Genomic DNA, 12,652 nt, shown 5'->3' with positions numbered 1-12,652 from the left:
GCAAGCGTTGGGGATGGTCGAATGACCGGAACATTCTACAATGGCGACACAAAAAGATAACGATTCAGGTTTGCAAGCCACTTCACAACTTGGGCACAGCAGACCGGTTGACAAAACTGGTATGGTTTCGGGAGATACTTCTCACCCCTTACCCTATGCGACCCCACCCGCGGTATCACAGGAGCCCTACGTGCACACCGTATTTTATGTTTCAGACGGCACCGCCATCACCGCCGAAGTGTTCGGCCACGCGGTACTGAGCCAGTTTCCGCTGGCCTTCGAGCAGATCACTATCCCCTTTGTGGAGACACTGGAGAAGGCGCGTCAGGTGCGGATGCGGATCGACGAGCAGTTCCGCCAGACCGGGGTACGCCCCATTCTGTTTCACACCATCGTCGACCCGCTGGTACGGGAAGAGGTACTCAAATCGGAAGCGTGCGGCCACGACTTTCTCAATACCTTCGTCAGCCCGCTGGAGCAGGAGCTGGGGGTAAAAGCCGAGCCCCGCCTCCACCGCACCCACGGCATGGAGAACCGCAAGCTCTATGACGATCGCATCGAGGCGGTCAACTTTGCGCTGGCCAACGACGATGGCATCACCACCAAAGAGTACGATGAGGCGGACATCATCCTGATCGGGGTCTCCCGCTGCGGCAAGACCCCCACCAGCCTCTATCTGGCGCTGCAGTTTGGCATTCGCGCCGCCAACTACCCCTTTATCGAGCAGGACATGGGGATGCTGGAGCTGCCCGCCCCCCTCAAGGCCAACCGTCACAAGCTGTTTGGCCTCACCATAGCGCCGCAGCGGCTACACGAGATCCGTAACCAGCGCCGTGCCAACAGCCGCTACTCCTCCATCGAACAGTGCGAGCAGGAGCTGGCCTGCGTGGAGCGACTGTTTCGCCAGGAGGCGATACGCTTCCTGGATACCAGCTCCCACTCGGTGGAGGAGATCAGCGCCAAGGTTCTCGAGGCAACCGGTCTGCGCCGTCAGCTCTGTTAAGCCAGCTTGACAGCTATCGGCATCAACAAAAGATAAAAATTACAGTGTCGCGGCGAAAGTCAGCTGTGGCGAACTGCAATTCACATAGATGACAGTGAAAAGCGTGGGTAAAAAAGGGATAAGCACCACAAATGCTTATCCCTCTTCTTGTCGACCTTGCCGTTGTGCCCTTGTCACCCGCTGCCAGTTAGCCGCTATTCGATTCCGTTCTGCTGCGCTCGGCAAACAGCCAGCGTTCACTAACGATTGAGCTCAGGGTTGTTCATCAACCGAGCATAGAAGGCCAGCAAACCGTGGCGCAGGCGAACCCGCTCCGCCAGCCAGCCGCCAACGAGCGCCCCCGTTACCCCACCCACCAGCAACAGCGGCTGCCAGTAGTGCAGCAACTCCTGATCACCGAGTAACAGCCAACCCAGCAACATAATCGCGGCCACCAGCAACAACAGCGGACTGGCGGCAATCCCTAACCAGAGCGCCACCAGCACACTCCGGGCAACCCCTTGTTGCAGCACGCTTTCGCGCTTTCTGTACTCCAACTCCCTGCACTCTTCCCTGTACTCTCGCTTGTTTGGCATCATTTGCATCCATTTGTGGCTTGGCACCACAAAAGCACACCAACAAGACAAAATGTCAATAAAACAGAATTCGATTGCACAAACATCAACCAAAAACTACTAAGAAGCCTCTGCAGATCATGAAAAAGCTGCCTTTGGTACAAAAGACGGCCATTAGAGATGGAAAACAGGTGCATTCATGGCGGATTATCACTATTCTGCTTCGGTTGCCAGCCAACAGTAAAAATTGAAAATGGCATGTCGTAACGAAATAAATACAGCTTTCGTCAGGTTTTGGCTACGCACTGCGGCCTGCTCAGGATGAGCCCAACACCGACCAGAGACAACAGAGACGTAAGGACAGACCCATGGATTTGAAACAAGACGGTGAGGAGCTGAAGCGCGGCCTTAAAAACCGCCACATTCAGTTGATTGCTTTGGGCGGCGCCATCGGCACCGGCCTCTTTCTGGGCATTGCCCAAACCATCAAGATGGCAGGCCCCTCAGTCCTGCTGGGGTATGCCATCGGCGGCTTTATCGCCTTCCTGATCATGCGCCAGCTCGGTGAAATGGTGGTGGAAGAGCCGGTAGCCGGCTCCTTCAGCCACTTTGCCTACAAATACTGGGGTGAGTTTGCCGGTTTTGCGTCCGGCTGGAACTACTGGGTGCTCTACGTGCTGGTGAGCATGGCCGAGCTGACCGCGGTGGGCATCTATGTCCAGTACTGGTGGCCCGAGATCCCGACCTGGATGTCGGCCGCCTTCTTCTTCGTGCTGATCAACGCCATCAACCTCTCCAACGTCAAAGCGTTTGGCGAAATGGAGTTCTGGTTCGCCATCATCAAGGTGGTCGCCATCATCGGCATGATTGGCTTTGGCGGCTATCTGCTCATCTCCGGTGCCGGCGGACCCGAGGCGAGCGTCACCAACCTGTGGGCTCAGGGCGGTTTCTTCCCCAACGGCATCAGCGGTCTGGTGATGGCGATGGCGGTGATCATGTTCTCCTTCGGCGGTCTGGAGCTGGTGGGCATTACCGCCGCCGAAGCGGACAACCCCGAGAAGAGCATTCCCAAGGCCACCAATCAGGTGATCTACCGCATCCTAATCTTCTACATCGGTGCTCTGGCTATCCTGATGTCCCTCTACCCTTGGGGTAAAGTGGTGGAAGGCGGCAGCCCGTTCGTGATGATTTTCCACGCTCTGGACAGCAATCTGGTCGCCACCGTACTCAACATCGTGGTGCTGACGGCGGCACTGTCGGTCTACAACAGCTGCGTCTACTGCAACAGCCGGATGCTGTTCGGTCTGGCCAAACAGGGCAACGGCCCGAAAGCCCTGCTCAAGACCAACAAGAGCGGCGTGCCACTGGTTGCCCTCTCGGTCTCGGCCATCGCCACCCTGCTCTGCGTGCTGATCAACTACCTGATGCCGGGCAAGGCGTTCGGCCTGCTGATGGCGCTGGTGGTCTCCGCACTGGTGATCAACTGGGCGATGATCAGCCTCGCGCACCTCAAGTTCCGCAAGGCCAAGGTCGCAGAAGGCGTCCAGCCCAAGTTCAAGGCGTTCTGGTATCCCTTCGGCAACTACCTCTGCCTCGCGTTCATGGCTGGTATCCTGGTGATCATGTACATGACCCCCGATTTCCGCATCTCGGTCGAACTGATCCCCGCCTGGCTGGTGGTACTGGGCATTGGCTTTGTCATCAAGCGCAAGGGACAGGCCCAAAGCAAGGTTGCAGCCAATCTGGGTTAATACCCGCAACTGAGAAAAACAATGCAAAACGCCGATCGCATGATCGGCGTTTTTTTATTGCGAGCAGCACTACTAGCAGCCATAGCCCTCAGGAAGGCAGCTCTTGCCTTTGATCTTGCCGATGCTCCGGGCTGTTGATGCAACACTCATCGCGGAAAAAGGCGATGATCTCCTCCAGCACCGCGTATTGAGAGACGCAAAGCAGGGTGCGACTCTCCCGGTTTTGCTTCACCAGCCCCACCGAGACCAGCGCCGCGATATGGTGGCTGAGGGTGGAAGCGGGGATCGCCAGCTGCTTTTGCAGCTCACCCACCGGCAGCCCCTGCTCTCCCGCCTTGACCAGATGCTTGAAGATAAACAGCCGGGTCGGATGACCCAGCTCTTTCAATGCCTTGGCGACCTCTTCTAGTTGCATCTCTGCGCCCTCCACGAATTTGATATTTCGATAATACCAGAAATATCTTGACCGACCATTCATTTCGATTATTTTGGAAATATAGAAACCAAGTGAGGATACGACAATGAATGAGTGGTTAACCATGCTGACCGATGCAGCCCAGATGTTCCTGTTTCTGGCTGTCGAGCTGTCGGTGCTGTTTCTGGTCATTAGCGCCGGGGTCAGCCTGATCCGTCAGAAGATCCCCGACGAGAAGATCCAGCGGATGCTGGGGGCGAGACATGGCAAGGGCTATCTGCTCTCGGCCCTGCTCGGTGCCGTCACCCCCTTTTGCAGCTGCTCCACCATCCCCATGCTGAGAGGGCTGCTCTCGGCCAAGGCTGGCTTTGGCCCCACTCTCACCTTCCTGTTTATCTCCCCACTGCTGAACCCCATCATCGTCGGCTTGATGTGGGCCACCTTTGGCTGGAAAGTGACCCTGCTCTACGCCGTGATCGCCGCCAGCGTCTCCGTCATGGCGAGCATGCTGCTCGACAGATTGGGGTTCGAGCGCCATGTCATCGACCCCAAAGAGGCCACCCCCTCTTGCGGTAGTGGTTGTGGCCCGGCGACCCGCACCACCACTCAAGCACATTGCAGTGACAACCAACGCGGCGCCATTCGCGCAATCAAACCCCTCAACGGGGCAGCGTGCTGCCCGGCACCGCAACCAGAGATGGCAGAGCAGTCCACCCTTTCCTGCTGCGGCGATGGCACGGCAACCCTGACCCGTGCGCCACAACTCCCCACCGCCTGGGTCAAAGCTCGCATTGATGCCTGGCAGCAGTTCAAAGCGGTATTGCCCTTCCTGCTGCTTGGGGTGCTTATCGGCTCATTTATTTACGGTTTTATTCCGGCCGAGTGGATCGCAGCCCATGCTGGTGCCGACAACCCGCTGGCCATTCCCTTCAGCGCCATCGTCGGGATCCCGCTCTACATCCGTGCCGAGGCCGTGATCCCGCTGGCGTCGGTACTACTGGGCAAAGGGATGGGAATGGGCGCCGTCATGGCGCTGATCATCGGCAGTGCCGGCGCCAGCCTGACCGAGGTGATCCTGCTCAAATCCATGTTCAGAACCCCGATGATTGCGGCCTTCCTTACCGTGATCCTCGGCATGGCGATACTGATGGGCTACCTGATACAACTGCTGTTTTAAGTCGCCCATCATTAAACAGACAGGGTGTTAAGCCAGCAGAGTGTGAAACCATCAGGCTTCCCATAGACAAACGCCGATCAACTGATCGGCGTTTGTCTATTCCGTACGGCAATCTGCAACCGGCGTTACAGATATTGCCCGACGATGGGGAGCAGATCCTCGACGTCACGGGCGATATGGTCGGGTTGGTGTTCCCAGCGCTCCGGAGTCGCGCGGCTATAGGCGACAGCCACCGATATCACACGGCTCTGCTCGCCAAGCGCCGCTTGCAAATGACGGGCAAACTGCACATCCGCTTCATGGTCACCGATATAGATCAGCGACTGGCACCTAGCTGGGCCGAAGATAGACTCCAGACATTTGAGGCCACCGTAAGGATGGGGTTTTTGCTGCTGTCCGGGCACGTCATCATAGCCGACCACAGCCTTGAACAGGCTGTTCACGCCATGCTGCTCCAGTACCCGGCGAATGTTCTTTTGGGAGTTCTGCGAACAAATTCCGTGGGGAATGGCAGAGAAATGGTCAATCACCGCCTCCAGCCCCGCAAAAAAACGCACCTCGGTCCGGTTCATCTCCTGATGCTTGGCCCACAGACTGCCAGCCAGCACCATCTCGTCCCGCGACAAACCGTAGTAATCCATATAGAGCGCCTGCCAGTTCTTGGCGGCGTGATTGGCATGGTGATACTCCGCTTCGCTGCGCAGATAGCGCGGCAGATGTTCTCCGGTCAGATGGGGGGCGACCTCAGCCAGGATCTGCTTGGTGATATCGATATTCTTCGGCACCGAATTGACCAGAGTACCGTCATAATCCCATAAAATCGCATCCAACTTCATTGCGTTACCTGTCTCGCTTCACAGCCATAAGTCACGCCATGTTACTTGGCTTGCCTCCCCTCGCCAAACCGCGCTGTAAAAATGTGAGACCCATCCCGTCCCCACGCAGTAGCACAAGAGTTAATGTGCAACAACACAATAAATGAACATCCTCTGCCATACTCAGACGAAGTATTCCGTTACGCCGAAACCGGAGTCTGATCATGGTAACCAGCTCGCTTCACACCACAGATACCGAGGTTGAATTTGCCGACGATATCCAGTTGGTATCGACGACCGATCTCAAAGGGGACATCACCTACGCCAATCCGGCGTTTTGTCAGGTGGCAGGCTATCGCCTGGAAGAGATGTTGGGGCAACATCACAATCTGGTGCGCCACCCCGACATGCCCAAGGCAGCGTTTGCCGATCTCTGGGCCCACCTGCAGGCGGGCAAACCATGGCGAGGCATGGTAAAAAACCGCTGCAAGGATGGTCGCTATTATTGGGTTGATGCCTATGTCACCCCGATTTATGAAGATGGCAAGATGGTGGGTTACCAATCCGTCCGCTGCCGCCCCGCCGCAGAGCACAAAGCGCGTGCCAGCCAGATGTACAAAACCCTTAAAGCCCGTGAAACCGGCTCTGCCATTCACATGGGCCTGCGTCAACTCACGCCAGCCATGATGACCATCCCCCTGCTGCTCGTCAGCGTGATCAGCGCGCTCTGGCTGATCTCACCGCTGCAGGCGCTCTGGGTCATCATACCCCTCTTGGCAATAATCTGGTTCAATCGCCACCCTCTCTTCCTCACGCCGCGATTCTTGCAGCAGCTCGAGCAGGATTACGACAGCATCAGCCGCCTTATCTTCTCGGGGGATGCCCCCCACAGCATCGCCGATTTCCATATCAAACTCGGGCAAGCGAGGATCCGTACCGTACTCGGCCGGGTGGATGACACCACCGCGTCGCTCAATGCCATGGCCAATGACCTGCGCGGCTCCGCCTCGCTGGCCAGCCAGGATATCTCTTCGCAAGACACGCAGATCCAGCAGATTGCCACCGCCGTCACCCAGATGGCTTCGGCCGCCGAGGAGATCAACCGCAATATTCAAGACAGCAACAGCCAGATTGAAGAGGCCCGCCGCCACTGCATCACCACCAGCACCCAGCTTTCGGAAGCGGGAGAAGAGATGTCGGCGCTGGCCACCCAGGCGGAGCAAGCCTTTCAGTCAGCTGTCGAGCTGGCGAGCGAATCCGTGCGGATCGGCACCATCATGAGCGAAATTCGCGGCATTGCGGATCAAACCAACCTGCTGGCGCTCAATGCCTCCATCGAAGCCGCACGGGCAGGCGATCAGGGGCGCGGCTTTGCAGTGGTGGCGGACGAGGTTCGCAGCCTGTCGACCAGAACTCACAAGGCGACAGAGCAGATCCAGAACAGCATTGGCCATATCCAGCAAACCTTGGGGGGATGGAAAGAGATGATGCATCTCAATGTGACCAGAACCAACGCCTGCCTCGCCACCACCCGGGCAAGTACCGGCAACCTGAATCAGGTTGTGGTCGAGATAGACAAGGTCTCTGATTTTTCCAACCAGATCACCGCCGCGGCCACCGAGCAACAAGCGGTCATCGAGGAGATCAGTCGCAATATCAACCAGATATCCTCGCTCTCTCACGATAACAGTCTCAAAATCGATCAGGTCAGTGAAACCAGTGCCAACTTGCAGAGCAAAGCGAGCCAGCTCAAGGACTTAAGCCGGACGTTTGGATAGCAGCAATCAGATGACATATAAAAAGGGCCACCCGTCTGGGTGGCCCTGTTGTTTATACGGCTTAACTGTTGCTCTTGGATGCCACTTACTTGGCGTAATCCTCAGTCGGGATACAGGCACAGAACAGGTTGCGATCGCCGTAGACGTCGTCGATACGGTTCACAGAGGGCCACAGTTTGGCGGCGCGCACGGCGTCGGACGGGAAGACCGCCTCGGCGCGGCTGTAGCCACGGGACCACTCAGCATCCATCACGTCATCCTGGGTGTGCGGCGCATGGACCAGCGGGTTGTCGGCGAGGCTCCACTGCCCCTCCTGCACCTTGGCAATCTCGGCGCGGATGGAAGTCATCGCCTCGACGAAGCGATCCAGCTCGCGCTTGGATTCCGACTCGGTCGGCTCGACCATCAGGGTACCCGCTACCGGGAAGCTCATGGTCGGCGCGTGGAAGCCGTAGTCCATCAACCGCTTGGCTACGTCCATCTCGCTGATGCCGGAAGCCTCCTTGAGCGGACGGATATCCAGGATGCACTCGTGGGCTACCCGACCGTTACGGCCGGAGTAGAGCACCGGGAAGGATTCCCCCAGCTTCTTGGCCAGATAGTTGGCGTTGAGGATGGCCACCTGAGTGGATCTCTTCAATCCTTCGTCACCCAGCATGGCGATATACATCCAGCTGATGGGCAGGATGCTGGCCGAACCGAACGGTGCAGCCGACACGGCGCCGTTATCACGGCTCTCCTTGTCGGTCTTGACTACGGCGTGACCGGCCACGAACGGTGCCAGATGCTTCTTCACGCCGATGGGGCCCATGCCCGGGCCGCCACCGCCATGAGGAATGGCGAAGGTCTTGTGCAGGTTGAGGTGAGAGACGTCCGCGCCGATAAAGCCCGGTGCCGTCAACCCGACTTGCGCGTTCATATTGGCGCCGTCCAGATAGACCTGACCACCGTGCTGGTGAACGATGTCGCACACCTCCTTGATGGTCTCCTCATACACCCCGTGGGTGGAGGGGTAGGTCACCATCAGACAGGAGAGCTGATCCCCCGCCTCGGCGGCCTTGGCCCGCAAGTCGTCGAGATCCACGTTGCCGGACTTGTCACAGGCGGTGACGATCACCTTGAGCCCCGCCATCTGGGCAGAGGCCGGGTTGGTGCCGTGGGCGGACGCAGGGATCAGGCAGATATCGCGATGCCCCTCGCCGCGGGACTCGTGGTACTTCTTGATGGCGAGCAGACCTGCGTATTCGCCCTGAGCACCTGAGTTTGGCTGCATGCAGACCGCATCGTAACCGGTCACCTTCACCAGCCAGTTTTCGAGGTCGGCCAGCAGCAACTGGTAGCCCTTGGCCTGCGCCAGCGGGGCGAACGGGTGCAGCTTGCCAAACTCGGGCCAGGTCACCGGGATCATCTCGGCGGTGGCGTTGAGCTTCATGGTGCAGGAGCCGAGCGAAATCATGGCGTAGTTGAGGGCCAGATCCTTGGCTTCAAGACGGTGGATATAACGCAGCATCTCGGTTTCGGAGTGGTACTTGTTGAACACCTCGTGGGTCAGCACGGCGTCGGTGCGCAGCAGATCCTGCGGGATGGCGTGATGAGTCTGGGCCGCCTTGTCGAGGGCCTCGATGTCGAGGCCATGGCCTGCCCCTAGGAACAGTTCGAACAACTCGGCCACATCGCCGCGAGTGGTGGTTTCAGAGAGGGAGATCCCTACCGCACCGTCGAGATCGGCACGGAGGTTGATGCCATTGGCTTCAGCCTTGGCAATAAGTGCTGCTTTATCTGCCGTCAGCACGGTCAGGGTATCGAACCAGCTGGCATGCTTGAGGGCCACCCCCTTGGCCTTGAGGCCAAGCGCCAGAATGGTGGTGAGACGGTGCACGCGGGAGGCGATGGTTTTCAGTCCCACCGGGCCGTGGTAGACGGCGTAGAAGCTCGCCATGTTGGCCAGCAGCACCTGAGCGGTACAGATGTTGGAGTTGGCCTTCTCGCGGCGGATATGCTGCTCGCGGGTCTGCATCGCCATGCGCAGCGCGGCCTTGCCACGGGAATCCTTGGAGACACCGATGATGCGGCCCGGCATGGAGCGCTTGTAGGCATCGCGGGTAGCGAAGAAGGCTGCGTGGGGGCCACCGTAACCCATGGGCACGCCAAAGCGCTGGGCGGAGCCCAACACCACATCGGCGCCCAGCTCGCCCGGGGATTTGAGCAGCAGCAGGGAGAGCAGATCGGCGCTGACGCAGGCCAGCCCTTTCTGGGCCTGTACCGCGGCAATCAGGGCGCGCAGATCTTTCACCTCACCTGTGGTGGTGGGGTACTGGAACAGGGCCCCGAACACCTCTTCGCTCACCGCGTCGTTCGCGGCACCGACCGCTACGTCAAAACCAAAGTGAACCGCACGCTCCTTGACCACGTCGATCACCTGCGGGTGCACGTCATCGGCCACGAAGAAGAGGTTGGATTTGGACTTGGCCATCCGCTTGGCCAGCGCCATCGCCTCGGCGGCGGCGGTCGCTTCATCCAGCAGGGAGGCACTCGCCAAATCCATGCCGGTCAGATCCAGCGTCAGCTGCTGGAAGTTGAGCAGGGCTTCGAGACGGCCCTGTGCCAGCTCGGGCTGGTAGGGGGTGTAGGCGGTATACCAACCCGGATTTTCCAGCACGTTGCGCAAAATGACGTGGGGCACATGGGTATCGTGATAACCCATGCCGATATAGCTCTTGGCAATCTTGTTCTGAGCGGCATAGCCCCTGAGCTTGGCCAGCGCCTCCACTTCGGTCATACCGGCACCGATCCCCAGCGGGCCCGGCAGGCGAATGGCGGCGGGCACGGTCTGTTCAATCAAATCGTCCAGGCTTTCGGCCCCAACGGTCGCCAGCAGCTGGCGCAGCTCTTCCTCGCCCGGGCCGATATGGCGGCGGACAAAATCGGTTTTTTGCTCGAGTTCAAACAGTGACTGGGTCATTTCCCTATTTCCTGATAAATAAGTCCTGGCATGACATCCTGATAACCAAGACCTGATGTTCCTGATCGTCGGCTGATACCGACTCCACTCATGTTCTGGATCCCGCAGACAGGGTGCGGCACCGGATGCTGCGGCAGCATCAAGAGGGGATCGCCTTGTTTCGAACCGGCCCGTTTGCTCCCTAGGCTCCTAGACTGGCAAACGGCAGGCGCGGGCGACTTCACCCTTCCACCGGCCGGTACTTGCCCGGCTGGCGGTCATACAAAGGGGCCCTGCTGTGTTGGCAGGGCCTGGGGGCATTACTCTTCGTCCACCACGTTCTGGTAGCCTTCGGCATCCAGCAGGTTGGCCAGCTCGCTCTCGTCATCGAGCTTGATGCGGAACAACCAGCCAGCGCTGTAGGGGTCGGAGTTGACCAGCTCGGGGCTCCCTTCCAGCTCTTCGTTGACGGCAATGATCTCGCCGCTCACCGGGCTGTAGATGTCGGAGGCCGCCTTGACCGACTCGGCCACGGCGCAGTCGTCACCGGCACTGACCTGCTTGCCCACTTCCGGCAGCTCGACAAACACCATGTCACCCAGCAGCTCCTGGGCGTGCTCGGTGATACCGACCACGGCCTCGCCGTTGGCTTCAACACGGATCCACTCGTGGGAAGTGGCATATTTCAGTTCGCTCGGGATATGGCTCATTTGTGCTTCCTTTGATCTTTGAGTCGCGTTTAAAAACGAATATGAAAAGGGATGGGGGAGGCACTGCCCTCCCCCAAGACGATGTTAAACCAGCTTCTGGCCGTTACGGACGAAAGCGGGCTTGGTGACCTTCACGGTGACCAGTTTCTTGCGGATCTCCACCTCGGCCAGTTCACCGATATCACGGGGCACCCGTGCCAGGGCAATACTGTAGCCCAGGGTGGGGGAGAAAGAGCCGGAGGTGATCACACCTTCCCGCTTCTCACCGTTTGCCGCAGTGAAGGTAACGGGCATACCGGCACGCAGCACTCCTTTCTCTTCCATCACCAGACCCACCAGCTTGGGCTGATTGCCCGCCGCTTTCTGTGCTTCCAGCACGTCGCGGCCGATAAAGTTGCGATCGCTCGGCTCCCAGGCGATGGTCCAGGCCATGTTGGCGGCCAGCGGAGAGACTGACTCGTCCATATCCTGACCATAGAGGTTCATCCCCGCTTCGAGGCGCAGGGTATCGCGAGCACCGAGACCACACGGGGCCACGCCGTTATCCAGCAGCGCTTGCCACAGCTCGCAGGCTTTCTCTTGCGGCACTACGATTTCATAACCATCTTCGCCGGTGTAGCCGGTAGTGGCGATAAAGAGATCGCCAGCCTGCACGCCGAAGAAGGGTTTCATCCCCACCACGGCGGTACGCTGAGCGGCGCTCAGCACGGCCGCAGCCTTGACCTTGGCGTTGGGGCCCTGCACCGCAATCATCGCAAGCTCCGGACGCTCGGTCACTGTGATATCGAAATCGATGGCGTGATGGCGGATCCAGGCCAGATCCTTCTCGCGGGTAGCGGAGTTGACCACCAGCCGGTAGAAGGTATCGGTCAGGTAATAGGTGATGAGGTCATCGATGACGCCGCCTTCCGGATTGAGCATGCCGCTGTAGAGGGCCTTGCCGGGGGCAGTGAGTTTGGCCACGTCGTTGGCCAGCAGGTGTTGCAGAAAGGCTTTGACCCGTTCGCCGGTCAAATCGACGATGGTCATGTGGGAGACATCGAACATACCGGCATCGCTGCGCACCGCGTGGTGCTCTTCCAGCTGGGAGCCGTAGTTGATGGGCATTTCCCAACCGTGGAAGTCCACCATCTTGGCGCCGGCTTCCAGGTGTTTGGGATGCAGTACAGTAGTCTGGATCATCGCATTCTTTCCTTAGCAAAAAGCCTTTTCGCTTTGGCGACCACCCTTGCGACCCGCGCCACCGCTCTGACTGCACTGCGTGCAACAAAAAGCGACCGGATCCAAAAGTGTGTGCTCGCTCCTGCCCTTGCCAGGCAAGAGGGATTCCTTGAACGGAGCGGATTATATGACAAGCAGGCGAGCGTGCCGCTCAAAAAAAACTAATCCTCTCCCGTAAAACTGACTCCAGACACTAAGATAAATGCAGTGATAAAAACAGCCATAAGCCGACTCAGGCGAGATTAAATTTTGATTTTTACCGTTTCGTCACAATTTGCAGAAAAACG

Annotated in this window: 11 protein-coding genes; 5 read left to right on the top strand and 6 right to left on the bottom strand. The window is 58.6% G+C overall.

Going from position 1 to position 12,652, the window contains the following annotated elements:
* The first annotated feature begins 190 nt into the window (after positions 1-190).
* Positions 191-1,003, top strand: coding sequence for a pyruvate, water dikinase regulatory protein (locus tag ACB035_RS04720; protein ID WP_005344832.1), 813 nt, complete (start codon positions 191-193; stop codon positions 1,001-1,003).
* Positions 1,004-1,242: 239 nt separating this feature from the next.
* On the opposite strand, the gene ACB035_RS04715 is transcribed toward ACB035_RS04720, so the two are convergent.
* Positions 1,243-1,539: a hypothetical protein gene (locus ACB035_RS04715; protein ID WP_254204819.1), complete on the bottom strand. Its 297-nt coding sequence runs from the start codon at positions 1,537-1,539 to the stop codon at positions 1,243-1,245.
* Between the two features lie 386 nt (positions 1,540-1,925).
* Between ACB035_RS04715 and ACB035_RS04710 the strand changes: the two genes are divergently transcribed.
* Positions 1,926-3,308, top strand: a complete 1,383-nt coding sequence (locus tag ACB035_RS04710) for an amino acid permease (RefSeq protein WP_005333893.1) — start codon at positions 1,926-1,928, stop codon at positions 3,306-3,308.
* 88 nt (positions 3,309-3,396) lie between these two features.
* Here ACB035_RS04710 and ACB035_RS04705 read toward each other — a convergent pair whose 3' ends face one another.
* A complete protein-coding gene (locus tag ACB035_RS04705) occupies positions 3,397-3,723 on the bottom strand; it encodes a helix-turn-helix transcriptional regulator (RefSeq protein ID WP_108542054.1) in 327 nt (108 codons plus the stop codon).
* A 106-nt stretch (positions 3,724-3,829) separates the two neighbouring features.
* On the opposite strand from ACB035_RS04705, the gene ACB035_RS04700 reads away from it, so the two are divergent.
* Positions 3,830-4,900 (top strand): permease, encoded by a 1,071-nt coding sequence (locus ACB035_RS04700; RefSeq protein WP_157161002.1) that lies wholly within the window; start codon positions 3,830-3,832, stop codon positions 4,898-4,900.
* Between the two features lie 125 nt (positions 4,901-5,025).
* Here the strand turns inward: ACB035_RS04700 and ACB035_RS04695 are convergent, their stop codons facing one another.
* Positions 5,026-5,736: an HAD family hydrolase gene (locus tag ACB035_RS04695; RefSeq protein WP_139747419.1), complete on the bottom strand. Its 711-nt coding sequence runs from the start codon at positions 5,734-5,736 to the stop codon at positions 5,026-5,028.
* Positions 5,737-5,939: 203 nt separating this feature from the next.
* Between ACB035_RS04695 and ACB035_RS04690 the strand changes: the two genes are divergently transcribed.
* On the top strand, positions 5,940-7,493 hold the full coding sequence (locus ACB035_RS04690) for a methyl-accepting chemotaxis protein (RefSeq protein WP_371166790.1): 1,554 nt from the start codon (positions 5,940-5,942) through the stop codon (positions 7,491-7,493).
* A gap of 85 nt (positions 7,494-7,578) precedes the next feature.
* Here ACB035_RS04690 and gcvP read toward each other — a convergent pair whose 3' ends face one another.
* From gcvP to gcvT, 3 genes are all read right to left on the bottom strand, one after another.
* Entirely contained in the window at positions 7,579-10,455 is a 2,877-nt protein-coding gene (gcvP, locus tag ACB035_RS04685) for an aminomethyl-transferring glycine dehydrogenase (protein WP_371166789.1), read from the bottom strand.
* Positions 10,456-10,754: 299 nt separating this feature from the next.
* Positions 10,755-11,144: a glycine cleavage system protein GcvH gene (gene gcvH / locus ACB035_RS04680; RefSeq protein ID WP_005333898.1), complete on the bottom strand. Its 390-nt coding sequence runs from the start codon at positions 11,142-11,144 to the stop codon at positions 10,755-10,757.
* A gap of 84 nt (positions 11,145-11,228) precedes the next feature.
* Positions 11,229-12,326 (bottom strand): glycine cleavage system aminomethyltransferase GcvT, encoded by a 1,098-nt coding sequence (gcvT, locus tag ACB035_RS04675; protein WP_005346577.1) that lies wholly within the window; start codon positions 12,324-12,326, stop codon positions 11,229-11,231.
* Between gcvT and ACB035_RS04670 the strand changes: the two genes are divergently transcribed.
* Complete coding sequence (locus ACB035_RS04670) at positions 12,303-12,530, top strand: hypothetical protein (protein WP_041915404.1); 228 nt, start codon at positions 12,303-12,305, stop codon at positions 12,528-12,530. The two genes, gcvT and ACB035_RS04670, sit on opposite strands and share 24 nt — an antisense overlap.
* The last annotated feature ends 122 nt before the right edge of the window (positions 12,531-12,652 follow it).

Origin of the sequence: Aeromonas sp. S12(2024) (assembly GCF_041402305.1) — a bacterium.
Lineage (GTDB): Bacteria > Pseudomonadota > Gammaproteobacteria > Enterobacterales > Aeromonadaceae > Aeromonas > Aeromonas veronii.
This window is presented reverse-complemented; position numbering and strand designations above follow the sequence as displayed.